Raw genomic sequence first — 23,696 nt, forward strand, 5'->3', positions numbered from 1 at the left:
CCCGGAACCGGCCGGGCACCCCGCCTGACCACGGGATATGAGGGTGAAGGGCACCTCGAACCCCTGGTAGAGTTATCCATGTCGCCGCGGGGAACACCCCGGAGCGACAGACACCTTGTCCGGGTGGCGGAATGGCAGACGCGCTAGCTTGAGGTGCTAGTGCCCTTTATCGGGCGTGGGGGTTCAAGTCCCCCCTCGGACACTCACGACGAAGCGTCGACCGGATCATCCGGCCGGCGCTTTCGTCATGGGGCCCCCGACCGCCCCCGCCGCCCAAGGCCCCGGCCGCCCCCCCCGTGACGGGGCGGCCGAGCCCCTCCCGCACGGCCCTGCCGCGCGCCCCTCCTCGCCCACCCTTCCGGGCCCGTTCCCCATCGCGGCTCGCCGCTCGCCGTGTCACGGTCCCGGCGACCGGCCGGCCGGAGCGGTGCCGGTGGCGGCCTCCGGGCCGAACCGCCGCCGGTACGCGGACGGAGCCAGTCCCGTCTCGCGGCGCATCAGGGTGCGCAGGTTGGCGGCGGTGCCCAGCCCGCTGCGCCGGGCGACCACCTCGAACCGCGCCTCGCCCCGCTCGATCAGCCGGCAGGCCAGGGCGAGACGCTCCCGCGTAAGCCACGCGAGCGGCGTCGTGCCCAGCTGCGCCCGGAACCGGCGGTGCAGCGTCGCCGGACTGACCGAGGCGCGTGCCGCCAGGGCGGACACGGTCAGCGGCGCGTCCAGCCGCTCCTGCGCCCAGGCCAGGACGGACGCCAGCGACTCGTTCGGTACGTCGGGCACGGGCCGCTCGATGAACTGCCGCTGCCCGCCGTCCCGGTGCGCCGCGAAGACCAGGCGCCGGCTGACGGAGTTGGCGACCTCCGCGCCGTGGTCCCGGCGGACGACGTGCAGCCCGAGGTCGAGGGCGGCCGCGCTGCCCGCGGCGGTGAGGACGTCCCCGTCGTCCACGAACAGCACGTCCTCCTCCAGCCGGACGGCGGGGAAACGGGCCCGGAAGGCGTCCGCCCACTGCCAGTGGGCGGTGGCCCGGCGCCCGTCGAGGACCCCCGCCTCGGCGAGCGTGAAGGCGCCGCTGCAGAACCCGACGAGCCGCGCCCCGCGCGCGTGCGCCTGCCGGACCGCGTCCAGCACGGCGGGGCGGCGGGGCACCTCCACGTCGGGCCGGTTGGGGACGATCAGGGTGTCCGCCGACTCGGCCGCCTCCAGACCGGCGACGCCCGCGAGGGTGAAGAAGCCGTCCCGCATCGAGGTCTCCGGCTCCGGCGAACACAGGCGGAAGTCGTACAGGTCGCGCCCCAGTTCCGGTCTGCGCAGGCCGAAGACCTCGGTCGCGCAGCCCAGCTCGAAGGGGTTCGAGTTCTCGTCCACGATCACGACGACCCGGTGGGGCCGCCCGACCGGAGCCGCGTGAGAGGAATCTTGCGTCATGTGCGATTCCTAGCACTCCCGCGGGCCGCGCCCGACCCGCGAGGATCCTCCCGTGAGCAACGAACCCATCGACCTGACCCAGGCCCTGGCCTCCTTCGACGCGCTGTGGAGCCCCCGCGTCGTCACCCACGTCAACGACTACGACGTACGCGTCGCCAAGGTGGCGGGCGAGCACGTATGGCACGCCCACGACGACACCGACGAGTTCTTCCTGGTCCTCGACGGCGAACTGCGCATCTCGCTGCGCGAACCGGCGGGGGAGCGCACGGTGCGGCTGTCGCGGGGGGCGGTCTTCACCGTCCCGCGGGGGACGGAGCACCGGCCGTACGCCCCCGGGGGCGCGTCGATCCTCCTGTTCGAGCCCACCGGGACGTCGTCGGTCGGCGACCGCCACGAGGAGGTCCCCGACCACGTGGACGCCACGACGGGACACGCGCTCGACCTCCCGCACACGGCGGCGGGGGCGGTGGACGGGGCGGACGGGACGCGGCGGTCCTGAGCCCGCCGTCACGCACCGCCGCCGTGTGCCGCGATCGAGCGTTGCCGCCGCATACCGCTGCCGCGCACCGTGTGAGATCGGGTCGGGTCCCGCCGCCACGGGGTGCCGTCCCGGACACGTCCGGGGCGGCGCGGTGTGCGGTCAGGCCGGGCGGGCCGCCGTGACCAGGTAGTAGTCGAGGAGTCCGTCCCGGTACGCGCCGAGGAAGTTGCGGGGCCACGTCACCGGCAGGTCGATCCCCGCCAGGTACCGGTCGAGGCCCGGCCAGACGGACGCGCCGATCGACTCCGCCCGCACGTCCACCAGCCCCGCCGCCGTCAGCGCGCCGGTCAGCGCCCCCAGCGGGCGCGCCGCGTCCAGCCCGGACGCGAAGCTGTCCAGGCGTTCGGCGAGCGCGCGTGCCGCGTCGGGCCGGTCCTCGTCGCCGGGGACGAAGAACGACGCCACCGCCGTCCGGCCGCCGGGGTGCAGCACACGGGCGCACTCCCGCGCGAAGGCGTCCAGGTCGGAGAAGTGCTGGGCGGCCTCCACCGAGTACAGGTAGTCGAATTCGGCGGCTCCGAACGGCATCCGCTCGGCGGCGCCGCGCACCAGGCGCAACCGCTCCGGTGACGCGGCCAGCAGGGCCGCGTTGGCGCGGCGGGCGCGGTCCAGCTGGTCGGGGTGGATGTCCATCCCGGTCACCGAGGCGTACGGGTACTCCCGCAGGGCGAGCGCGCAGCCCACCCCCAGGCCGCAGCCCACCTCCACCGCCCGGCCGCCCCGCCCGCCGGCGTCGCCCGGGGGCCGTACGCCACGGTGGTCCGGCAGCCGCCCGTCACCGTCCGGCGGATGCCGGTCACCGTCCGACTGTCGTTCGTCACCGTCTGGGAGTCGCCCGCCGCCGTCCGGGAGTCGTACGACGGCACCGTCCGGGGGCCGTACGCCACCGTCATCCGGCAGCCGCCCGTCACCACCGTCCGGCAGGCGCCGCCCGCCGCCGTCCAGTGCGTCCAGCACCCGCCGGTACAGCTGCCGCTCGCTGCGCTCGCGGTCCTCCGCGGTGAGCGGGCCGTCCAGTGGGATCCCGTCCCAGCAGCCGAAGTTGATGAAACCGCCCCGGAACACCGGGACGGAACCGAGGTCGTCCGGTCCGTACACCGCGCGCACGACCGGCGGGACGGACCCGTACCGGGCCTCTGACGCGTCGTCATCCGTCATGCGCGTACCGTACCCGCGGTGGCGTCACGTCCCCCAGTTGGCGATCGACGCGGCGCGGTCGCCCCAGCCGAAGCGGGCCAGGTCCGGGTTGTTGCAGCCCTTGCGCGCGAAGAACTCGTTGCCCTGCCAGTCGAAGGCGTCGAACAGCGACACGTCGAAACGGCACCAGCTCAGCGACGAGATCACGTCGTTCCAGTTCTGCGTGGAGAGGAAGCCGCGGCGCACCCGGCTCAGGTTCGGGTACCCCAGGCCGGGGTCGAGGCACTTCGCGTCGCCCTGCTCGCCGGCGTCCTCGAAGAAGCACACGCGGGCGGGCAGGACGCTCGGGTTGCTCGTGCAGATGTGCTCGAAGGAGGCCCGCGCCCGTTCCAGCCGCTCCGGGGACACCTCCTCGTCCGCGTCGTCCTCCCGGCGCGCCGCCTCCAGCATCGCCGCCCGGTCGGTGAACGCGCCCAGCACCGTGTCGGCGCCGCGCCCGAGCGGGGTCAGGTGCAGGGGGCCGGCGAGGTCGGCGTGCATGCGCTCCTCGTCCTCGACGGGCTCCCCGTCCAGGACGAGCGGCACCGACGCCTCGAAGAGCCGGACGAGGCCCAGCGGGGCCCGGTCGGCGAACAGGTCGCGGTCCGCGGTCGGAGACAGCGGCCGCGGCTCCGCGTCCGGTGCGGAGGCCTGCCGGCCGGCCGGTTCCGCGCCCCCCGTCACCTGGTCCGTGTGCCCGTCGGTCCGCTCGTGCGACATGGCGCCACCTCCGTCCGTCGTCTCCAGGCTATGCCCGTCGGCGGGGGCGCGCCCGCGGGCGGCGGGGCCGGTGCGCGCGGGGCCGGGCGCGGCCCTCAGCGCCCGGGCGCGGGGGGTTCGATCCGGGCCGCGAGCGCGTCGAAGTACCCCCGGTTCACGGCGACGAGGTCCACCTTCCCGGGGTCCAGCAGCCACAGCAGGTGGACGCCCTCCAGGAACGCGGCCGCCTCCGCCGCGAGCGCCTCGACCGGCAGGTCCGCGCGGGCCGAACCGTCCGCGACAGCCCGCCGGAACACGTCCGCGAGCCTCGCCCGCAGCGCCCTGCCGCGGTCCCGGAACCAGGCGTGCAGCACCGATCCCGGCTCCAGGCTCTCCGCGGTCAGGGTGAGGTGCAGCGCGGCCAGCTCGCGCTCCGCGGCGGCCGTGTGCTCCGCGTCCCGCACGAACCAGTCGAACGCCTGGCGGACGGTGGGCCGCGCCTCGGGCGTCGCCGACAGCCGCTCCAGGGCCCGCCGGTCCAGCTCCTCCAGGACGGCGCGCAGCAGGCCGTCCTTGCTGCCGAAGTGGTGGATCAGGGCGGACGGCGTGACACCGGCGCGCTCGGCGACGGCGGCGACGCCCGTACCGCGCACGCCGTTGCGCGCGAACAGTGTGATCGCCGCGTCGACCAACGCGCGGCGCCGCTCCGCGCCCCGCTTCTGCACCTGCCCCTTGACCCCTGCCATGCGGAACAGGGTGCCGGGGCGCCCTCCCCCCGTCCAGCCGTGTCCGGGGGCCGCCATCCGGCCGGAAATCGGTGGCGGCCGCCTCCACGACCTCATTAGTTTGAACAGTCATGCAGGAAAATGAGTGCGGGACCGAGAAGGACCGCTTCGCAGGGGTCGAGCGCATGGTGCCCTCCGGGGACCTCCGGCTCTGGACCGAGGAGTTCGGGGACCCGGCGCACCCGGCGGTGCTGCTGCTGATGGGCGCCGGCGCCCAGGGCGTGCAGTGGAACGACGGGTTCGTCGCGCGGCTCGTGGCCGGGGGCCGCCGCGTCATCCGGTACGACCACCGGGACGCGGGCCGCTCCTCCACCGTCGACTTCGCCACCCACCCGTACACGGTCGCCGACATGGCGGCGGACGCGCTCGCCGTGCTCGACGCCCTCGGCGTCGACCGGGCGCACTTCGTGGGCGCCTCCCTCGGCGGCGTCATCGCCCAGCGGCTCGCCGTCACCCACCCCCACCGGATGCTGACCCTCACCGCCCTCGCCTCGTCGCCCCTGGGCACCGACATGGGGGGCGTCATCGGGCGCGCGATGGCGGGGGAGCCGCCCCTGGAGGGCGAACTCCCGCCGCCGGCGCCGGAACTGCTGGCGACGCTGGTCTCGGCGCCGTCGCCCGAGGGGATGAGCGAGGAGGAGTACCTCGCCGCGCGGCTGCCGCTCTGGCGCGTCCTGCACGGCACGGTCCTGCCCTTCGACGAGGGCGAGTACCGGACGATGGAGGCGCGCGTGTACGGACGGGCGCGCAGCCTGTCCGCGGCCCTCAACCACACGCTCGCCGGTGCGGCCGGCAGCGGGCGCACCGAGGACCTCGCCGGGGTGACCGTGCCGACGCTGGTGCTCCACGGCACCGAGGACCCGATGTTCCCCCTCCCGCACGGCGAGGCCGTCGCCGCCGCGATACCCGGCGCGCGGCTGGTCACCGTGCCCGGTCTGGGCCACACCCTGCCGTCCGTGCTGGACGGCCGGCTGGCGGAGGAGGTGCTGCGGCACACGGCGTGAGCGCGGCGGCGCCGGGCCGGGGGTGAGGGGCCGCGGGTGAGGGGGCGGATCGGCCGGCGTCCCCGCCCCGGCCTCGCCGGGAAGTCCCCTCCGAGGTGATAGACCGGATACGTCCGACTGCCGCCCCAGGCCGCCGCCTGTACCGAAGGAGACCCGAAGCGATGAGCGACGACCTTCCCGAAGGCGCCCCGGAGTCCGCCCCGATCGTCGTCCTCGGCGTCGCACCGGCCGACCCCCCGTACCGGGTGGTGGAGGTCAGGGGCGACGTCGTCGGGCTCGCCCGCGACATGGTCGACGTGATCAGGCTCGCCCACGCGTCGGGGATGGCCCACGTCGACCTCGACGACCCGGCCGTCGTCCGGTGGGTCGGCGGCGGCAAGTACCACTGGTCCCCGCGCGCCTGACGGCCGCCCCGCCCGGAAACTGCGGGCGGACCCGCGCCGGGCCGTGTGAGGATCCCGGACATGAGGGAGACGGGGGACACACGGATCGACGCCGTGCCGGTGGGCGCGACCGACACGGCCGGCCCGGTGCGGGCCGTGGCCGGCGGGCGGCTCGCGGTCCGGGCGGGCGGTCGCGTCGAGGTGTACGGGCGGGAGGCGTTCCTCGCCGGTGCGCGGGAGCCCCTCGCCGGGTGCGACCTGCCGGACGGGGCGCACGCGGAGCCCGCCGCCGACGGGGGGTTCGTGGTGGCCGAGGCGTCGCGCGTGCGGGCCGTCACCGCCGACGGGACGACGCGCTGGGAGGTCCCGCACGACACCTGGCACGGCGGCCACCGCCCGCCCCGCGCGCCCGGCGCCCCCGCGCCCGGCCCCCGCGGGCGATTCGTCGCGGTCACGGTGCCCACGTTGCTGCCCGGGGACGGGGCGCGGGAGCGGGAGGTCCTCGTCGACGACGGCCCGCCCCGGCGCGGCTACGGCCGGGACCGCCTGCTCCTCCTGGACGCGGCGACCGGCGCCGTCCTGGACGAGCGGCCGGTCGCGGCCGTGTCCGGAGCGGTCGCCCTCCGGTGGCGCGCCGACGGGGCGGTGCTGGCGGCGTCGTTCTGGACGGCCTGGTACGGCTGGGCGGGGTGCTGGCTGGAGGCCTCGTACGACGGCCTGCGCGTCCTGGGCGCCGGCCTGGACCGCCACGAGGCCGCCGCGTTCGTCCCCGGCACGTCCCGGCTGGTGACGATGCGCCGCGCCGAGGGCATGAGCCTCGACGACGACCGGTACGAACTCGCCCTCCACGACGTCCACGACCCGTCCGCGGCGGCGGTGCTGGACCTGAACGACCTGTCGTGGGAGCCCGAGGACGACGACTTCGACCACGTGTACGCGCTCGACGCGCGGCACCTCCTCGTCACCGCCGACTGGGTACCGCCCCGGGGGCCGCTGGAGCCGACGCACTGGCTGCTCGCCGCCGACACCCTGCGGCCCCTGGGCCGGCTGCGCTACCCCCGTCCGGTGGGCAACGCGGTCACCGCCCTCGGCGACGGCACCTGGCTCACCCACGACGCCGGCCGCCTCCACCGCTGGAGGCTCGGCTGAGGGAGGGACGGCCCGGTGGGCCGCCCCTCCGGTTCATATGGCCGCGACCGGCTCCCTGGTGGGGAGGCAGGACCCGTCGGTGGTGTCCCGGAGGGCGATGTCCCGGCTCGCGGCCGGTACCGCCGTGCGCGGCCCGCCGGGATGAGCCCAGGGGGAGGGGGCGGAGTCGAAGGTCAGGGGCAGGGTGCCGAACGCGAGCACGAGGGCGGGCGCGGCGACGGATCCGAAAGGCCGACGCCTTTGGTGATCAACTTTCACCGCGCATAATTACCATAAGAAATCGACCTGTCACCAATCCAGGTGATCTTGCCTTTCCTCTGTCATATTCATGAGAGCGCGGGGTTAGAGTCCGCCGGTCGATCATCCGGCCGTGGGCCCGCATTCGGCCATCCTCTTCCTGATCCGCCCCGCCGCCCCCGCGTCCAGGGGGTCCAGCAGCGCGCACGCGTGCCGCCACAGTTCGAGGGCTTCCGCGCGGCGGCCGGTAGACGCATACACCTCGGCGAGGCGCTCCTCGGCACGGGCCTCCTCCTCCGGCGAGTGGATCCGCCGGGCCGAGACGACCGCCGACGTGAGGTGGGACTCGGCCTCCCGGGCGTTGCCCCGGGCCAACTCGGCACCGCCCAGGAGCCGTTGCGCCTGCACCTCCTCCAAGCCCGCACCGATGCCCCGTGCCAGGGCCAGGGACTGCTGGAAGTGGGCAACCGCCCGTTCCGTCTCCTCCATCGCCTGGTGGGCCATGCCGAGCCCGGCCGACGTGATCGCCTCGTTCTTGCGGTCGCCCAGCTCCTGGAAGACCCGGAGCGCCCGCCGGTACATCGTGACGGCCTTGCGCGGGTTTCCGGAGTTCGCGAGGACCTCGGCGAGGTTGATCTGCAGCGTGGCGAGGTCCAGGCGGCTGCCGGTCCGTTCCGCGATGCGCAGGCCGCTCTCCAGCGTGCCGCGGGCGAGGACCGGATTTCCCATGTGCATGTAGAGGTTTCCGAGGTTGTTGAGCGTCTTCGCCAGCAGCCGCTCGTCGTTGCCCTCCCGGAACCCTGCGATCGCATGGCGGTAGTGGCTCAGCGCCTCGTCGTACCGCCCGAGGTACATCAGGGAGATCGCGATGTGGTTGTGGCAGCGCGCCTGCCGCCACCCGTCGCCGGAGGCCGCGCACAACTCCAGCGCCCTGCGGTGCAGGCCGAGGGCCCGCTGGTTGCGGCCTGTGTGCCATTGCAGGACGCCCAGCTCGCGAAGCGCCTCGCCCTGGGCGTCCGGGTCGCCGGTCTCCTCGGACAGGGCCAGGGCCTCGGTGGCCCGCGCCTCGGCCGCCGCGTAGTCGCCGGTCGCGGTGTGCGCCGCCGTCAGGTGCAGCAGGGATCGGCACAGCGCGCCACCGTCACCCGTACGGCGCCAGTGCCCGGCCGCCGCGCCGTGCATGCGGATCGCGTCCGTCCAGTGGCACTCGCCGTAGAGGAAACCGGCCAGGACGCGGCTGAGGAGGGCCGCGCGGCCGGCGGAGCCGCGCAACCGGGCGTGTCGCTCGGCGTTCACCAGGTTCGACCGTTCGGCCCGGAACCACGCCAGGGCCTCCTCCTCCCGGTCGATCCGTACCCATGGCTCCTCCGGAGCGCCGGCTGGCCCCTCGGGCGTGCCCGTTCCGTCCAGCGCGGCCTTCGCGCCGGGGCGGTACTCCCGCGGGTACAGCACCCGGTCGCACCGGTCGGCCGTGCGCAGGTAGAAGCCGAGGAGCCGCTCCACCCCGGCGTCCCGCTCCGCGGCGGTCTCCGTCGCCGCGCACAGCAGCCGCGCGTACTCGCCCAGCAGGTCGTGGAAGCGGAACCTGTGCGGGGCCGGCTCCTGGAGCAGATGGCACTGCAGGAGGCTCTCCAGCACCCGCTCGACCTCCTCCACCGGCCGGCCGCACAGCGCGGCTGCAGCGTGCGGGCCGAACTCGGGCCCCACGTGCAGGCCGAGCATCCGGAACGTGGCCTGCTCCGCCGCGCTGAGGGCCTGGTACGACATCTCGAAGGCCCGGCCGATCTCCGAGTAGCCGTCCCGGATCTCGCCCAGCCGGCTCGGCGTCCGCGCCAGCCGCTCCCGCAGGACGGCCAGGTCCCAGGAAGGGTGGGTGTTCAGGCGGTTGGCCGCGATCTCGATCGCCAGCGGCAGATGGCCGCAGAGTTCCACGATGCGGGCGACCTCCGCCTCGTCCCCGCACCGGTCCGGCCCCACCACCTCCCGGAACAGGGTGATCGCGTCCCGCGGCGGCAGTACGTCCAGGGCGAGCGTGCGGGCCTGCGGCAGGCCCACGAGGCTGCGGCGGCTGGTGACGATGGTGAAGCACTCCGAGCCCTCGCCCGGCAGCAGCGGCCGTACCTGACGGGGTCCGGCCGCGTCGTCCAGCACGATCAGCACCCGCCGCTGCCCCAGGACCCGCCGCCACAGCGTCGCACGCTCCTCCACGTCCGCGGGGATGGACTGCGGCGGTACGTCGAGGAGGCGCAGCAGCGTGGCGAGTGCCGCCCCCGCCGACAGCGGCTCCAGGCCCTGGGCGTGCGCGCGCAGGTTGACGTAGAGCTGGCCGTCGGGGAAGCGGTCCCCGAACTCGTGGGCGGCCCGGACCGCCAGCGCCGTCTTCCCCACGCCCGCCATGCCGGAGATCGACTCCAGGCTGACCGTCGACCCGTGCGTCCCGGCGGTGTCGATGGCCGCGAGGATGCGCCGCATCTCGTCGTGCCGGCCTATCAGGGCCGCCTGGTAGGGGAGCTGGTTGCGCAGCGGATGGGGCGCCGCCCCCGGCGCGGGGGCGGGCGAGGAGGCACGCGCGGTGCTGCCCGTCAGCTCCCCGACGGGCCCCCTCGCGAGGACGTGCCGGTGGATCCGTGCCAGTTCCTCACCCGGCTCGGTGCCGAAGTCCTCGCGCAGCCTCCTGCGCAGAGCCTGGTGGGCGAGGAGCGCGTCGGCGTGGCGGCCGCTCCCGTACAGCGCCACCATCAGCTGACCGACGAGCGTCTCGTCCCCCGGGTGCTCGTCGACGAGCGGGGACAGCTCCGCCGCGGCCTCCGCGAACCGCCCCAGGCGCAGCTCGATCGCGATCCGCGCGGTGGCGATGCCCCGCCTGCGTTCGGAGAGGCCCGCTCGGACGCGTTCCGCCCACAGGCCCGGGAGACCCGCCAAGGCCTCGCCCACCCAGAGCTGCTCGGCCCGGCGCATCAGCTCCGCGGCCCGTACGTCGTCGCCCTCTGCGGACGCCGTGCGCGCCCGGTCCGCGAGCCGCAGGTACCGGTGCCAGTCCACCGCCTCCGGCGGCACCCGCAACGTGTACGTGTGAGTCCGGTACGTCAGGGCCGCCGCGGGACCGTCCGGGCCGGCGGCGGAGCGGATGGCGCGGCGGATCCGCGAGACGTACGTGTGGACGTTCTCCCTGGCCCTCGCCGGGGCAGGACCCGTGTCCCACAGTCGCTCGACGAGGGCGTCGAGCGCCACCGGGCGGCCCACGTCCAGGGCGAGGGCCGTCAGCAGCAGGCGCTCCTTGTCCGAACCGAGCCCCAGCCGGCCGCCGCGGAAACCGAGACCGACCGGGCCGAGGATGTGGATGTCCACCAGCGTTCCTCCCGCCGGCTCCCGTGGTGGACTGCACAGGATGGCAGCTCGTTCGGACCCGGAACAGTGCGTCGAGGGCGAATTACCGGCGGATTCCCGCCCCTTACGGCCGTGCTCCGGCGGGTAGGGGAAGACGGGACGGACCACGGGGGGCGCGCAGTGACCGGTCAGGGGAACCGCGGGGACGACACGGGCCTCGCGAGGTACGTGGATCACACCAACACGATCGGTGGTTCCGCCACCGTCCACGGCGTCACCGTGCAGACGCACACCGTCCACGGCGGTATCCACACCCACGTCCAGGGCGTCCCCCCGGTGCCGGTGCCCCGGCAGCTGCTACCGGTGTCGCCCCACTTCACCGACCGGGAGAGCGACATCGCCGCCCTCGACGTGCTGATCGACCGGCACCCGGGGGAGCCGGAGCGCCCCGGCGGCGACGGGGAGCGGACGCCGCGGCTGGTCGTCGTCACCGGACCCGCCGGGGTCGGCAAGACGGCGCTCGTCACCCGCTGGCTCCACCGCGGCGCCGCGGCGTATCCGGACGGGCACCTCTACGCGGACCTGCGGGGCCACGCCGCCGACGAGGCCGTGCCGCCGGGCGAGGTCCTCGGCCGGTTCCTGCGGGCCATCCATCCGGGGCCCGTACCCGCCGACACCGTCGAGAAGACCGCGCTGTGGCGCTCCCTCACGGCGGGGCTGCGGCTCGCCGTCATGCTCGATAACGTCTACACCGCCGCCCAGGCCAGACCGCTGCTGCCCGGCTCGGGGCAGAGCCTGGTCGCCGTCACCGGCCGCCGCCGGCTCACCGGCCTGCGGATCGACGGCGCACTCTTCCACCCGCTCGGCCTCCTGCCGCCCGAAGCCGCCGAGGAACTCCTCGTGCGGGGCATCGGGCGGGCCCGGGCCGACGGCGAACCGGGCGCCGCCCGGCGTGTCGTGAAGCTGTGCGCCGGCCTTCCCCTCGCCGTCTGCATCGCCTCCGCCCGCCTCGCGGCACGCCCCCGCCAGCCCGTCGGCGACCTGGCCGACGCACTTGCCCGGGACCAGAACAGGCTCGCCGTCCTGGCCGTGGAAGGAGAACCCGCCGTGCGCAGCGCCCTCGACGCCTCCTACGCCGCGCTCGACGCGCCGGCCGCCCGGCTCTACCGGCTGCTCGGCCAACTGCCCCTGTCCGGCTTCGGCACCAGGAGCGCGGCCGCCGCCGCGGCCCTGCCGCTCGACCGGGCCGGCGAGCTCCTCGACGCCCTCGTGGAGGCCAACCTCGTCGAAGACACCGGCCCCGACCGCTACCGCTTCCACGACCTCATCGGACTCCACGCGCGCGAGCGCGGCGCCGCCGACGAGTCGGCCGACGCCCGCACCGCCGCCCTACGCAGGGTCTGCGACTGGTACCTGGCCACCACGACGGAGGCGCAGAAGCTCATCACCCCCGCCCAGCTCACCCTCGACCGCACCTATGCGTCCGGCCTGCCCGCCCTGGAGCCGCCCTTCACCGACGAGGCCGGCGCGCTGCGCTGGCTGGCCGACCACCAGGACGACCTGCGCGCCGTGCTGGCCGCCGCCGAGGAGCGGGGCTGGGACACCCTCGTGTGGCAGCTGGTCGACGCGATGTGGCCGCTCTTCCTCCGGCTGCGCGTGTACGACTTGTGGATCACCGCCCACGAGGCCGGCCTGGCCGCCGCGCGGCACGCCGGACACGCCGGGGCAGAGCGGCAGATGCTCAACTCCGGGGCCATCGGCCTGAGCGCGGCCGGGCGGCCGGACGACGCGATCTCCTGGTACGAGCAGTCCCGCGCGGCGGCCCGGCGCGCGGGCGACCGCCGCGACGAGGGGCAGGCACTGCTCGGTGTCGGCGCCGCCCACTTCGAGGCCGGGCGGCACGCCGAAGCCGTCACCCACCTGGACCGGGCCGTCGCCCTGTGGGAGGAAACCGGTTACCGGCGCGGGGTGGGCCTCGCCCGGATCGTGCTCGGCGAGGTCGCCCTTGCGGCGGACGACGCCCCGCGCGCCGTCGCGGAGTTCGAGGAGGCCCGGGTGATCCTCCTCGACGTGCGGGACCCGCACGACGCGACCCGTGCCCTCGCCTTCCTCGGGCGGGCACGGGCCCGCGCCGGGCAGTACGCGGCTGGTATGGAGCGGCTCCGCGAGGCGCTGGGGGCGTTCGAGGAATCCGGCGCCGTGCACTGGCAGGCCCGCACCCTGGAGATGATCGGCCTCAGCGCGCAGGAGGGCGGTGACCCGGACGTCGCGCGCGACTCCTATGAGCGGGCCCGTGCCCTCTTCGCCCGGACGAACCCCGGGGACGCGGCCAGGGTCGCCGGCCGGCTCGCCGCATCGGGGGCCTGAACCGGCCGCCGCGAGGACCACCAGGACGCATCCCGGATACCGGTCCAGCAGGGCACGCGCCTCCGCGAGGCCGCCCGGCCGGCACCGGTAGAGGACGTCCGCCAGCTCCCGCAGCCGCTCCTGCCCCGGCGCGTCGGCGTCCGCGACGAGCCAGTCACCGGGCAGCCACCCGAGGTCGGGCTCCCGCCGTGTGCCGCTCACGCCGTGGCCTCCCGCTCCGCGTGAGGCCACACGCGTACGGCCGGCGGTGGTGGCAGGGGGCGGGTGAGCGGGGCGTGGGCCGGTCGGCCCAGACCCAGGAGCCGGTACAACAGGGCCCTCATGTTGCGGTCGAAGCGGCCCGGCTCGGAGGTGATGCGCGCGGCGAGGGCCTGGTACGCCGGTGCGCTGTACTCCGCCTCGGCGTAGGTGAACTGCTCGTCCAGCGGGTGCACCGGTGACAGGGACGGCGCCAGGAGGGCCAGGTCGGCCGCGGGCGAGCCCGGGTTGATCTCCTGTTCCGGCGACGCCGCCATCAGGATCGGTGCACCCGTGAGCGCCCCGTACAGGGTGACGGACCCGTGGTCGCCGACGATCAGGTCGGCGGCGCACAGCACCGGCCTCCAGTCCATGTCCGGCGGGACGACCCCCAGGCCCCGCTCCGCCCAGCAGTGCAGCCAGGCCCGCACCTGTCGGGACCCGTGTCCCGACCACACGTTGGGGTGCAGGAGCACGACCAGCCGGTCGCCCGTGCTCCGCACCTCGTCCATCAGGCGCGGCAGCAGCAGGTCGAACCGGGCGAACGCCGATCCGGGCCCCCACGTGGAGGTGACCGCGACGAGCCGTTCGCCCCGCCCCAGGCCGAGCGAGGCCCGGTAGGCGTCCCGACGCGGCAGGCTCGTCACGATCCGGTCCCGCGCCGGATCGCCCACCACCGACGCCACCGGCACCGCCTCCGGGCAGCTGCGGCCCAGCGCGGCCAGGTCGTCCCGGTGCGCCAGGACCACCGCGGCGGGGGTCCTGCCGTCCAGCAGGACGTCCCGGCGGCGCAGGCCCAGCACTTCCGAGCCGGGGGCGCCGCGCAACCGCTTCACGAAGTTCGCGCCGTGGGGCAGCAGCACGACCCGGGCGCGCACCGACGCCATGTGGCGCGGCCCGGCCGCCAGCGCCAGGTCGAAGTCCGTCCGCACCGCCTCCTCCCAGGGCACCACCGCGCCCCCCGTCTCGTGCAGGAACCGCGCCGTGCCGTCGCCCAGCTCGTGCGGCGGCACGGTGAACACGCACTGGACGCGGAAGTCCGACTCCAGGAGCGGCACCACGTCGAGCAGTCGTTTCCCGTACGTGATGGTGTGCGCCACCACCAGCACGGTCTTGCGCCCGGTCAGCGTGAGCCACTGACGGGCGCCGGGCGCGGCCGCCGCGGACCGCGTGAACCTGCTGATCGCCTTCACTGCATTCCCCCCGCATCGCAATCGGCTGACGGGGAGGCGGATGCCCGGGCGGGTGGACGGCGTCCTTGCCGAGCCCTTGCAGAAACCTTGCTCGAACGCGTGTGCTCTCGATGCGCCGTGTGGTGCGCCCCGCGCGTGCGGGAGCGGCCGCTCCCGCGCACGCGGGACCGCTCAGGAGGCCGCCGTGAGGTGTGCCTCGGACGCCTCCTTGCTGATGCCGAGGCCGCTCAGCAGGCCGTCGCCGTTCTCGTACTCGAGCTGGGCGAGCAGCAGGTGCGCGGGGCCGACGTACTGGTGCCCGAGGCGCAGGGCCTCACGGAACGTCAGCTCCAGGACCTTCTTGGCGGCCTGGTCGTACGGGACGAGGGAGGGCGGTTCGTCGGCGGCCGGGGGCAGCGCGGCGGTCGCGGCGCGCCGCACGTCGTCGAGGGTCACGCCCTGCGCGGTGATCGCCCTCACCACGGCCGTCTCCGGTTCCGCCACCAGCCCCAGCACCAGGTGGGGCAGGCCGAGTTCGGCGCTGTGGGCGTTCTGCGCGGCGGTGTGCCCGGCGACGACGACCTTCCGGGCGGCGTCGTCGAACCGGCCGAACCCCTGGCTGGGGTCCGGTTCCGTCGGTTCGCCCGGGTCCTTCGGCACGAACCGCTTCTGCGCCGCCTGCCGGGTGACGCCCATGCTGCGGCCGATGTCCGTCCACGACGCCCCCGACCGGCGGGCCTGGTCCACGAAGTGCCCGATCAGGTGGTCGGCCACGTCGCCCAGGTGGTCGGCGGCGATGACGGCGCTGGAGAGCTGGTCGAGGGTGTCGGGGTGGGTCTTCTTGATGGCGTGGATGAGGTCGTCCAGGCGGACGGACGCGGTGACGTCTTCGGGTTTCGTCATGTGTCAACCGTAGGTTGACGGCCGGGCACTGTCAACCTCGGGTTGACATCGGATCGCCCTGTTCGCCCCGTCGAACCGGGGAGGCGATTTCCCCGGATCCTTGCGCGAGCCATTGACGGCCGGGACCGGGGAACCTACGGTCCCACCCGTTCGAAGTCGCGATCATCATTCGATATACCGAACAGAGGGTTGGAATGGGACGACCTGCCCTGAGCCGCAGACAGGCACTCACCGCGATGGGAGGGGCCGCGGCCGCCGGCGCCGCCGGCTGCGCGGCGCCGCGGACCGCCGACGCCGGGCGGACCAGGCTCCGCTACTGGCACCTGTTCGGCGGCGGCGACGGCATCACCATGCTCGCCATGCTCGACGCCTTCCGCGCCGAGCACCCCGACGTCGCCCTGGAGGCCGCCACCCTCCAGTGGGGCCCGCCGTACTACACCAAGCTCGCCATGGCCGGCGCCGGCGGCCGTGCCCCCGAGGTCGCCGTCCTCCACCTGGCCCGCCTCGCCGGGTTCGCGCCCGGCCGGCTCCTCGACCCGTTCGACCTGGACCTCCTCGCCGAACACGGCGTGCGGGAGGCCGACTTCCCGCCCGGCATCTGGCGGCGCGGCGCCGTCGGCGGGCGGCAGTACGCCGTACCGCTCGACACCCACCCCATGGTGCTCTTCTACAACACCGAGGTCTGCGCCAAGGCGGGCCTGCTCGCCCCCGACGGCACCCTCGAACCGCTCGACGGCGCCGACCGGTTCACCGCCGCCCTGCGCGCCGTCCGCGACGTCACCGGACGGCCCGCGCTCGTCACCGAGACGCTGGGCTCCGACTGCATCGGCCCCTGGCGGCTGTTCTCCACCCTGTACTCCCAGCTCGGCGGCGCCGTCCTCGGCCCCGACGGGACCACCCTCGCCCTCGACGACGCCAAGGCGCTGACGGTCCTGGAGTACATGCGCGCCCTCGTCGAGCAGGGCCTCGCGGTCCGCCGCGTCGACTACCCGGGTGCCGTCGGCGTGTTCAGCAACGGCGCCACCGGCTTCTACCTCAACGGCGAATGGGAGATCAGCTCCTTCCTCGCCACCGGGGTGCCCTTCTCCGTCACGCGCGTCCCCGGCCTCTTCGGCCGGCCCACCGCCCAGGCCGACTGCCACGCCTTCGTCCTGCCGCACCAGGACCGGCGCGGCGGACCGCCCGACGAGGCGGCCCACGCGTTCGTCGCCTGGATGCTGCGGCACACCGTCGAATGGGCGAAGGGCGGACACGTGCCCGCCTACCTGCCCACCCTGCGGCGGCCCGACTACCTCGCTCTCTCCCCGCAGTCGGCGTACCGCTCCGTCGTCGACGACGTGGCGCTCGACGAGCCCGCCTGGTTCGCCGGATCGGCCTCCGTCATGTGGATCGAGCTCGGCGCCGTCTTCTCCGGCGTGCTCACCGGGTCCCGCACCCCACGGAACGCCCTCGCCGAGGCGAAGGCCCGGCTCCGGGCCCTCCTCGACACGCCGAACCCCCTGGGAGGCACCCGGTGAGCGCCGCCCCCACCCCCGCGCCGACGCGCCCCGCCCCGCCCGCGACGCCCCCGGCCCCGCACCAGGTCCCGACGGCCCCGCGCCGGCACTGGACCGAACACGGCCTGGTCTTCGTCGCCCCCTTCTTCCTCGTCTACGGCGCCTTCCTGCTCTGGCCGCTGGTCTCCGGCCTCGGCATGAGCCTGACCAGCGAGAACATCTCCGGCGTCGGCGGCGGCTTCGTCGGCCTCGACAACTACGCCGAGGCGATCCGGGACCCGGCCGTCTGGTCGTCGCTGTGGAACACCGTCTGGTTCACCGTCCTGTCCACGGTCCCGCTGGTCGTGACGGGCCTCGTCCTCGCCCTGCTCGCCCACCACCTGCGGGTCGTCCAGTGGCTGTGGCGGCTCAGCTGGTTCGCGCCGTTCCTGCTGCCGTCCGGCGTCGTCGGCCTGCTCTTCCTGTGGGTGATCTACCCGTCCGACTTCGGCTTCGCCGACCAGCTCCTCGCCGCCCTCGGCCTCCACCCCGGCATCGGCTGGCTCACCGACGAGCGGTACGCGATGCTCTCCCTCGTCCTCACCACCGTCTGGTGGACCGTCGGCTTCAACTTCCTGCTCTACCTGGCCGCGCTCCAGGCCATCCCGCAGCACCTGTACGAGGCCGCCGAACTGGACGGCGCCGGCCCCTGGCAGCGGCTGCGCTCCATCACCCTGCCCATGCTCCGCACGACCACCGGCGTGGTCGTCGTCCTGCAGGTCCTCGCCTCGCTGAAGGTCTTCGACCAGGTGTACATCATGACCGGCGGCGGCCCCGACGACGCGACCCGGCCGATCCTGCAGTACGTCTACCAGGCCGGGTTCACCGGCTACCGCACCGGCTACGCCTCCGCCGTCTCGTACCTCTTCTTCGCGCTGATCCTGATCGTCTCCCTGGTGCAGCTGCGCCTGTCCCGCCGTACCCGAGAGGAGACCGCCCGATGAGCGCGGCCGCCGACACCCCCGCCCGCCGCGCCCGCTGGACCGCCGGCCGGCTGCTGGCGCTCCTCGCCGCGCTCGTCCTCGCCGTCGCGTGGGTGCTCCCGCTGGCCTGGGCGGTCGCCACCTCCCTCAAACCGGAGGGCGAGACGACCCGGACGCCCCTGGAGTGGATCGGCTCCACCGTCACCCTCGACGCCTACCGGCAGGTGTGGGACTCGGGCGACCTCACCCGCTGGATGCTCAACTCCGCGTACGTCTCGGTGGTGACGACCGCGCTGACCGTGCTGCTGTGCGCCACCGCCGCGTACGGCTTCTCCCGCACCGCGTTCCGCGGCCGCCGGGTGCTGTACGGGCTGGTCCTCGCCGGGATCATGGTGCCGCCGCAGGTGCTGATCGCCCCGCTGTTCGCCGAGATGGCCGCCCTCGGCCTGGTCGACACGTACTGGGGCGTGATCCTCCCGCAGGTCGCCGTGCCCGCGATGGTCTTCATCCTGGTGAAGTTCTTCGACGGCGTGCCGCGCGAGCTGGAGGAGGCCGCGTTCGTCGACGGCGCGGGCCGGTGGCGGGTCTTCTGGACGATCGTCATGCCGCTGTCCCGGCCCGTCCTCGCCGCCGTCGCGATCTTCACCTTCATCTCCACCTGGAACAACTTCCTCTGGCCGTTCCTCGTGACCACCGACCCGGGCGGCATGACCCTCCCGGTCGGCCTCGTCAGCGTCCAGTCGTCGTACGGAGTGCGGTACGCGCAGATGATGGCGTCCCTCGTCGTCGCCGGCCTCCCGCTGCTCGTGGTCTTCACCCTCTTCCAGCGGCAGATCGTCCGCGGCGTCGCCCACACCGGCCTCGCCGGCCAGTGACCCACCGACCCCCCGAAGGGAACCCCGTCCCCATGACCGGCACCGCCCCCGCCCGCTTCACCCTCGACCCGGCCTTCACGGTCGGCGACGTCGACCCGCGCCTCTTCGGCTCGTTCGTCGAGCACCTCGGCCGCTGCGTCTACACCGGCATCCACGAGCCCGGCCACCCCGCCGCCGACGACGCCGGCCTGCGCACCGACGTCCTCGCCCTCGTCCGTGAACTGGGCGTCACCGTCATCCGCTACCCCGGCGGCAACTTCGTCTCCAACCACCGCTGGGAGGACGGCGTCGGCCCCGTCGACAGCCGCCCCCGCCGCCTCGACCTGGCCTGGCGGACCACCGAGACGAATCGTTTCGGCCTCGCCGAGTACATGGAGTTCCTGCGGCGTATCGGCCCCCAGGCCGAGCCGATGATGGCCGTCAACCTCGGCACGCGCGGCGTCACCGAGGCGCTCCAGCTCCAGGAGTACGCCAACCACCCCGGCGGCACCGAACTGTCGGACCGCCGCGCCGCGCACGGCGACAAGGACCCGTACGGCATCCGCCTGTGGTGCCTCGGCAACGAGATGGACGGCCCCTGGCAGACCGGCCACAAGACCGCCGAGGAGTACGGGCGGCTCGCCGCCGAGACCGCCCGCGCCATGCGCCAGATGGACCGCGACGTGCAGCTCGTCGCGTGCGGCAGCTCCTCCCGCGCCATGCCGACGTTCGGCACGTGGGAGGCGACGGTGCTGGCCGAGACGTACGACCTCGTCGACTACGTCTCCCTGCACGCCTACTACGAGGAGCGGGACGGCGACCGGGACTCCTTCCTCGCCTCGGCCGTCGACATGGAGTCGTTCATCGAGGAGGTGGTCGCCACCTGCGACCATGTCGGGGCGCGCCTCAAGTCCCCGAAGAAGCTCCGGCTCTCCTTCGACGAGTGGAACGTCTGGTACCTGAGCCGCTACCAGCAGCAGGCCGAGGCCGAGCCGCTGGACTGGCCCGAGGCGCCGCGGCTGCTGGAGGACGTCTACTCGGTGACGGACGCCGTGGTCTTCGGCTCCCTGCTGATCGCCCTGCTGCGCCACGCGGACCGGGTGGCCGTGGCCTGCCTCGCACAGCTCGTCAACGTCATCGCGCCGATCATGACGGAGCCGGGCGGCCCGGCGTGGCGGCAGACCACGTTCCACCCGTTCGCCCAGGCGTCCCGGTACGGGCGGGGGAGGGTCCTCGACGTGCGGGTGGAGTCGCCGACGTACGAGACGAGGAAGTACGGCACGGTCCCGCTGCTGCACGCCACCGCCGTCCGCGCCGACGACGGCACGGTCACGGTGTTCGCCGTCAACCGCGACCGGACCGCGCCGCTGCCGCTCGACGTGACCCTGCACGGGCTGGGGGCGGCGGAGGTCCTGGAGCACACGGCGCTGGCCGACCCGGACCCCGAGGCGCGCAACACGCGCGACGAGCCGGAGCGGGTGACGCCGCACGCGGTGGACGGGACCCGGGTGGAGGACGGGGTGCTGCGGGCGGTGCTGGAGCCGATGTCGTGGAACGTCATCCGGCTCGGGGCGAGGTGACGAGGACCGGGCGGCGCCCGGGGCCCGGCGCGCGGACCGCCGCCCCGGCCTGACCCCCCCGCCCGCCGGAAGCGCCGTGGCGGCGTCCCCCCGAGGACGCCGCCACGGCGCTTCGGCGTGGGGAAGCGGCGCGCGAAACCCCGGTGAATCGATTCACGCGTACGATGGGGCGTCCGTCCGGGACGGGCCGGGGGGACAGGAGCGAAAGGGGTGCGCGGGCGTGGCGCGCATGGTGGGAATCAAGGACGTGGCGCAACGGGCCGGGGTGTCCGTCGGCACCGTCTCCAACGTGATCAACCGGCCCGGCACCGTCGCCGAGGCCACCCGCGAACGCGTCCAGGCCGCCATCGAGGACCTGGGCTACGTCCGCAGCGAGTCGGCGCGGCAGCTGCGGGCCGGGCGCAGCCGGATCATCGCGCTGCTCGTCCTCGACATGGCGAACCCGTTCTTCGTGGACCTGGCGACCGGCGCGGAGCGCGCCGCGCGGGAGGCCGGCCTCGGGGTCATGCTCTGCAACAGCGCGCAGGACCCGCAGGAGGAGGCGGAGTACCTGGGGCTGTTCGCCGAGCAGCGGGTGCGCGGGGTGCTGGTCACCCCGGCCGACCCGGAGGGGCACACGCTGCGGGCCTTCGCCCGGCACGGCATCCCGTACGTGTTCGTCGACCGCACCGCCGCCGGCACCGACGCGTGCTCCGTCTCCGTCGACGACGTCGAGGGCGGCGCGCTCGCGGCGCGGCACCTCCTCGACGCGGGCCACCGGAGCATCGTGTACGTCGGCGGGCCCGCGCACCTGCCGCAGATCCAGGACCGGCGCACGGGCGCCCTGGCGGCGGTCGCCGAGGCGGGGCTGCCGCCGGACGCGCTCGTACGGGTCGACACCGAGCGGCTGGACGTGGCCTCCGGGCGCGACGCCGGCGCGCGGCTGCTCGGCATGTCGCCCCGCCCCTCGGCCGTCTTCTGCGCCAACGACCTGCTGGCCCTGGGCGTCCTCCAGACCCTGTTCGCGGCGGGGGTCTCGGTGCCCGGGGACATCGCGCTGGTCGGCTACGACGACATCGAGTTCGCAGCGGCCGCCGCGGTGCCGCTCACCTCGGTGCGCCAGCCGGCCCAGCGGATGGGCCGCCTGGCGGCGGAACTCCTCATCGAGGAGACGAACGGCGCGGCCGAGGCCCACGCGCACCGGCACATCGTCCTCCGGCCGGAGCTGGTGGTCCGGGCCTCCAGCCTCGCGCCCCGCGGCCGTCCGTGACCGGCCCGGCCCGTGGGGTCCGGCCTGATCCGGCCCGTGGGTTCCGCGGGCGGCCGGCCGCCCGTCAGGCGAGGGTGAACCGCAACTCGGGGCGCTCCCAGGCCACCTTCGGCGGGGACGGGGCCACCGTGCCCACCCGCTCGGCGCCCAGGCGCCGGTAGAACCGCTCGGCCGGCGGGTGGGACACCACGCGCACCTCGGTCAGGCCGGCCTCCCCGGCCTGACCGAGCATGTGCTCCACCAGGAGTCGGCCGACGCCCGACCCCTGCGCCTCGTCCGCCACGAACGCCAGGTCCAGCTCGGGCGGTTCCAGGACGAGGGAGTAGAAGCCCAGCAGCCGGCCGGCGGTGTCGACGGCCACGAAGACCCGGTGCCGGGCCACGTAGTCCGCGGTGACCCGGTATCCGCAGACCATCGCGGCGTAGGCCCCCCGGTAGGCGCCGGACCCCCGGACCAGCGAGGTGAGGCGCTCCGCGTCCGAGGCGGCGGCCCGCCTGATCGTGAGGGGAAACATCCTCGGAGTATAGGGTCGCGGACGGTTTTCGACCATTACTTTCTGAGGTGGGGCCGTCGCGGTCGCGACCCTCGGTGTCGCCCCGGCCCGCGCCCGCGGGTCTTCTCGGTGGCGGGGGAGGGGGCGCCGCGGAGGGTTCGGGGCCTTGGTGCGGAGCCCCGCGGTTCGGCCCGTCGGACGTGCGCCCTCCGGGGCGGCGCGCCCGGCCCGGGGTCGCCGCGCCGCCCGGGTGAACGGATCTCGTCGTAACCGTTGACTCCCCGGCTCCGGGTCCTTACGTTGTCCCGGCAAGCGCTTTCCTAAAACGATTCAATGCGCGCTGGAGGACGACTGTGCGTACCAACGGGACCGGGACCCAGGGGTCTGTCGACCGGCGCGGCCTGCTGAAGCTGGTGGGCGGCTCCACGGCCGCCCTCGGCCTGACGGCGGCGGGCTGCGGCGGTGGAAGCGGCTCGGACGGCGGGACCGTCACGATCCGGTACGCGTGGTGGGGGTCGGACGACCGCGCCAAGCGCATCAACCAGACGATCGAGCTGTTCGAGAAGAAGCACCCGAAGATCAAGGTCAAGACCGACTTCCAGCCGTACCTCGACTTCTGGAAGAAGTTCAACACCCAGGCCTCCGGCGGCAATCCGCCGGACGTCTTCCAGAACGCCGTCGGCTTCCTCCGCAAGTACGACGCCAAGAACGTCCTGCTCGACCTCGGCGGGCAGGTCGAGGCGGGCAACCTCCGCATGGACGGCTTCCGCGCCGGCCTCGACACGTTCGGCGAGGTCGACGGCAGGCTCCTCGGCGTCCCCGTCGGCTCCAACTCCATGGCCCTCGTCATCGACGAGAAGGTCTTCGGCAAGGCCGGGATCACCCCCCGGCCGGGCTGGACCTGGGAGGAGTTCCACGCCGCCCTCGCCAAGATCCGCGACACCCAGGGCCGTGCCGGCGACAGCGGCATGTACGGCGTGATGTACCTGTACGACCTCCACCTCCGCCAGCACGGCAAGGCGTTCTTCACGCCCAAGGGGCTCGGCTTCACGGAGGCCGACCTCACCGACTGGTGGACGAAGGCGCTCCAGGGCGTCCGGGCCGGCACCTACTCCGACCCGAAGAAGGTCTCCCAGGTGAAGCCCAAGGCGGCCCTGTCCGCCGGACTGTCCGCGTGCGAGTTCACCTGGGACAACTTCACCATCCGCTACACCTCCGAAGGCAAGAGCGAGTACGGCCTCGCGCCCGTCCCCACCACCGACGGCAAGCGGACCGGCCAGTACCTCGGCTCCCTCATGCTCAGCGCCTCCAAGCGCACCAAGCACCCCGAGGAGGTCGCCCGGTTCATCGACTTCATGGTCCACGACCCCGAGGTCGCCACGATCATGGGCTACGACCGCGGCGTGCCCGCCACCACCGCCCAGTACGAGGCGTTCAAGCCCACCGACCCGGTCAACAAGAAGATCGCCGCCTACGAGCAGCAGCTCGTCGACTCCGGTGTCCTGGAGCAGATCACCCCGCACCCGGCCGGCGCCGACATCGCGGAGGCCGCGTTCCTGCGGATCGCCGAGGAGATGGCCCTCGGCAAGAGCTCCGTGGCCGAAGCGGTCCGGCAGTTCTTCTCCGAGTCGAAGACCGCCCTCGGCTCCTGAGGGGG

19 protein-coding genes and 1 tRNA gene are annotated in these 23,696 nt (G+C 74.5%); 12 read left to right on the forward strand and 8 right to left on the reverse strand.

Annotation, left to right across the window (positions count from 1 at the left end):
- The first annotated feature begins 117 nt into the window (after nt 1–117).
- Nucleotides 118–202, forward strand: a tRNA-Leu gene (locus IE106_RS20440).
- A gap of 194 nt (nt 203–396) precedes the next feature.
- On the opposite strand, the gene IE106_RS20445 is transcribed toward IE106_RS20440, so the two are convergent.
- A complete protein-coding gene (locus IE106_RS20445) occupies nt 397–1,425 on the reverse strand; it encodes a GlxA family transcriptional regulator (RefSeq protein WP_189536153.1) in 1,029 nt (342 codons plus the stop codon).
- Between the two features lie 52 nt (nt 1,426–1,477).
- Here IE106_RS20445 and IE106_RS20450 point away from each other — a divergent pair, with 52 nt between their 5' ends.
- Nucleotides 1,478–1,924: a cupin domain-containing protein gene (locus IE106_RS20450; RefSeq protein WP_189536155.1), complete on the forward strand. Its 447-nt coding sequence runs from the start codon at nt 1,478–1,480 to the stop codon at nt 1,922–1,924.
- A 141-nt stretch (nt 1,925–2,065) separates the two neighbouring features.
- Here the strand turns inward: IE106_RS20450 and IE106_RS30455 are convergent, their stop codons facing one another.
- The 3 genes from IE106_RS30455 to IE106_RS20470 form a co-directional block, all read right to left on the reverse strand.
- Nucleotides 2,066–3,124, reverse strand: a complete 1,059-nt coding sequence (locus tag IE106_RS30455; RefSeq protein ID WP_229840631.1) for a class I SAM-dependent methyltransferase — start codon at nt 3,122–3,124, stop codon at nt 2,066–2,068.
- A gap of 24 nt (nt 3,125–3,148) precedes the next feature.
- Nucleotides 3,149–3,862, reverse strand: coding sequence for a hypothetical protein (locus IE106_RS20465; protein WP_189536158.1), 714 nt, complete (start codon nt 3,860–3,862; stop codon nt 3,149–3,151).
- A gap of 95 nt (nt 3,863–3,957) precedes the next feature.
- Complete coding sequence (locus tag IE106_RS20470; protein WP_189536161.1) at nt 3,958–4,587, reverse strand: TetR/AcrR family transcriptional regulator; 630 nt, start codon at nt 4,585–4,587, stop codon at nt 3,958–3,960.
- A gap of 110 nt (nt 4,588–4,697) precedes the next feature.
- On the opposite strand from IE106_RS20470, the gene IE106_RS20475 reads away from it, so the two are divergent.
- From IE106_RS20475 to IE106_RS20485, 3 genes are all read left to right on the forward strand, one after another.
- On the forward strand, nt 4,698–5,630 hold the full coding sequence (locus IE106_RS20475; RefSeq protein ID WP_189536163.1) for an alpha/beta fold hydrolase: 933 nt from the start codon (nt 4,698–4,700) through the stop codon (nt 5,628–5,630).
- A gap of 161 nt (nt 5,631–5,791) precedes the next feature.
- On the forward strand, nt 5,792–6,034 hold the full coding sequence (locus IE106_RS20480) for a hypothetical protein (protein ID WP_189536165.1): 243 nt from the start codon (nt 5,792–5,794) through the stop codon (nt 6,032–6,034).
- Between the two features lie 60 nt (nt 6,035–6,094).
- Complete coding sequence (locus tag IE106_RS20485) at nt 6,095–7,162, forward strand: hypothetical protein (protein ID WP_189536167.1); 1,068 nt, start codon at nt 6,095–6,097, stop codon at nt 7,160–7,162.
- 360 nt (nt 7,163–7,522) lie between these two features.
- Here the strand turns inward: IE106_RS20485 and IE106_RS20490 are convergent, their stop codons facing one another.
- On the reverse strand, nt 7,523–10,747 hold the full coding sequence (locus IE106_RS20490) for an AfsR/SARP family transcriptional regulator (RefSeq protein WP_189536169.1): 3,225 nt from the start codon (nt 10,745–10,747) through the stop codon (nt 7,523–7,525).
- Between the two features lie 207 nt (nt 10,748–10,954).
- Between IE106_RS20490 and IE106_RS20495 the strand changes: the two genes are divergently transcribed.
- A complete protein-coding gene (locus tag IE106_RS20495) occupies nt 10,955–13,093 on the forward strand; it encodes a tetratricopeptide repeat protein (protein ID WP_189536171.1) in 2,139 nt (712 codons plus the stop codon).
- 197 nt (nt 13,094–13,290) lie between these two features.
- On the opposite strand, the gene IE106_RS20500 is transcribed toward IE106_RS20495, so the two are convergent.
- Both IE106_RS20500 and IE106_RS20505 read right to left on the reverse strand, forming a co-directional pair.
- Complete coding sequence (locus IE106_RS20500; RefSeq protein WP_229840633.1) at nt 13,291–14,523, reverse strand: CDP-glycerol glycerophosphotransferase family protein; 1,233 nt, start codon at nt 14,521–14,523, stop codon at nt 13,291–13,293.
- Between the two features lie 171 nt (nt 14,524–14,694).
- A complete protein-coding gene (locus tag IE106_RS20505; RefSeq protein WP_189536173.1) occupies nt 14,695–15,405 on the reverse strand; it encodes a Clp protease N-terminal domain-containing protein in 711 nt (236 codons plus the stop codon).
- A 194-nt stretch (nt 15,406–15,599) separates the two neighbouring features.
- On the opposite strand from IE106_RS20505, the gene IE106_RS20510 reads away from it, so the two are divergent.
- The 5 genes from IE106_RS20510 (at nt 15,600) to IE106_RS20530 (ending at nt 21,546) form a co-directional block, all read left to right on the forward strand.
- Entirely contained in the window at nt 15,600–16,922 is a 1,323-nt protein-coding gene (locus IE106_RS20510) for an extracellular solute-binding protein (RefSeq protein WP_189536175.1), read from the forward strand.
- Complete coding sequence (locus tag IE106_RS20515) at nt 16,919–17,884, forward strand: carbohydrate ABC transporter permease (protein ID WP_189536177.1); 966 nt, start codon at nt 16,919–16,921, stop codon at nt 17,882–17,884. Before IE106_RS20510 ends, IE106_RS20515 begins: the two co-directional genes overlap by 4 nt.
- A complete protein-coding gene (locus IE106_RS20520) occupies nt 17,881–18,738 on the forward strand; it encodes a carbohydrate ABC transporter permease (RefSeq protein WP_189536179.1) in 858 nt (285 codons plus the stop codon). The genes IE106_RS20515 and IE106_RS20520 overlap by 4 nt, the downstream gene beginning before the upstream one ends.
- Nucleotides 18,739–18,770: 32 nt before the next feature.
- Nucleotides 18,771–20,297 carry an arabinosylfuranosidase ArfA gene (gene arfA / locus IE106_RS20525; protein ID WP_189536181.1) on the forward strand — a complete coding sequence of 509 codons (1,527 nt, stop codon included), beginning with the start codon at nt 18,771–18,773 and terminating at the stop codon, nt 20,295–20,297.
- 229 nt (nt 20,298–20,526) lie between these two features.
- Nucleotides 20,527–21,546 carry a LacI family DNA-binding transcriptional regulator gene (locus tag IE106_RS20530; protein WP_189536545.1) on the forward strand — a complete coding sequence of 340 codons (1,020 nt, stop codon included), beginning with the start codon at nt 20,527–20,529 and terminating at the stop codon, nt 21,544–21,546.
- A gap of 64 nt (nt 21,547–21,610) precedes the next feature.
- Here IE106_RS20530 and IE106_RS20535 read toward each other — a convergent pair whose 3' ends face one another.
- Entirely contained in the window at nt 21,611–22,060 is a 450-nt protein-coding gene (locus IE106_RS20535; protein WP_189536182.1) for a GNAT family N-acetyltransferase, read from the reverse strand.
- 332 nt (nt 22,061–22,392) lie between these two features.
- Between IE106_RS20535 and IE106_RS20540 the strand changes: the two genes are divergently transcribed.
- Nucleotides 22,393–23,691: an ABC transporter substrate-binding protein gene (locus IE106_RS20540; protein WP_189536184.1), complete on the forward strand. Its 1,299-nt coding sequence runs from the start codon at nt 22,393–22,395 to the stop codon at nt 23,689–23,691.
- Nucleotides 23,692–23,696: the final 5 nt, after the last annotated feature.

The sequence above is a fragment of the Streptomyces roseolilacinus genome (genome assembly GCF_014649335.1).
GTDB classification, from domain to species: Bacteria; Actinomycetota; Actinomycetes; order Streptomycetales; family Streptomycetaceae; genus Streptomyces; species Streptomyces roseolilacinus.

Bases quoted from the DNA above. Each gene is read 5' to 3' on its own strand.
- IE106_RS20445 (WP_189536153.1), bottom strand. From the start codon at position 1,425: ATGACGCAAGATTCCTCTCACGCGGCTCCGGTCGGGCGGCCCCACCGG.
- IE106_RS30455 (WP_229840631.1), bottom strand. From the start codon at position 3,124: ATGACGGATGACGACGCGTCAGAGGCCCGGTACGGGTCCGTCCCGCCG.
- IE106_RS20465 (WP_189536158.1), bottom strand. From the start codon at position 3,862: ATGTCGCACGAGCGGACCGACGGGCACACGGACCAGGTGACGGGGGGC.
- IE106_RS20470 (WP_189536161.1), bottom strand. From the start codon at position 4,587: ATGGCAGGGGTCAAGGGGCAGGTGCAGAAGCGGGGCGCGGAGCGGCGC.
- IE106_RS20475 (WP_189536163.1), top strand. From the start codon at position 4,698: ATGCAGGAAAATGAGTGCGGGACCGAGAAGGACCGCTTCGCAGGGGTC.
- IE106_RS20480 (WP_189536165.1), top strand. From the start codon at position 5,792: ATGAGCGACGACCTTCCCGAAGGCGCCCCGGAGTCCGCCCCGATCGTC.
- IE106_RS20485 (WP_189536167.1), top strand. From the start codon at position 6,095: ATGAGGGAGACGGGGGACACACGGATCGACGCCGTGCCGGTGGGCGCG.
- IE106_RS20505 (WP_189536173.1), bottom strand. From the start codon at position 15,405: ATGACGAAACCCGAAGACGTCACCGCGTCCGTCCGCCTGGACGACCTC.
- IE106_RS20510 (WP_189536175.1), top strand. From the start codon at position 15,600: ATGGGACGACCTGCCCTGAGCCGCAGACAGGCACTCACCGCGATGGGA.
- IE106_RS20520 (WP_189536179.1), top strand. From the start codon at position 17,881: ATGAGCGCGGCCGCCGACACCCCCGCCCGCCGCGCCCGCTGGACCGCC.
- arfA (WP_189536181.1), top strand. From the start codon at position 18,771: ATGACCGGCACCGCCCCCGCCCGCTTCACCCTCGACCCGGCCTTCACG.
- IE106_RS20530 (WP_189536545.1), top strand. From the start codon at position 20,527: ATGGTGGGAATCAAGGACGTGGCGCAACGGGCCGGGGTGTCCGTCGGC.
- IE106_RS20535 (WP_189536182.1), bottom strand. From the start codon at position 22,060: ATGTTTCCCCTCACGATCAGGCGGGCCGCCGCCTCGGACGCGGAGCGC.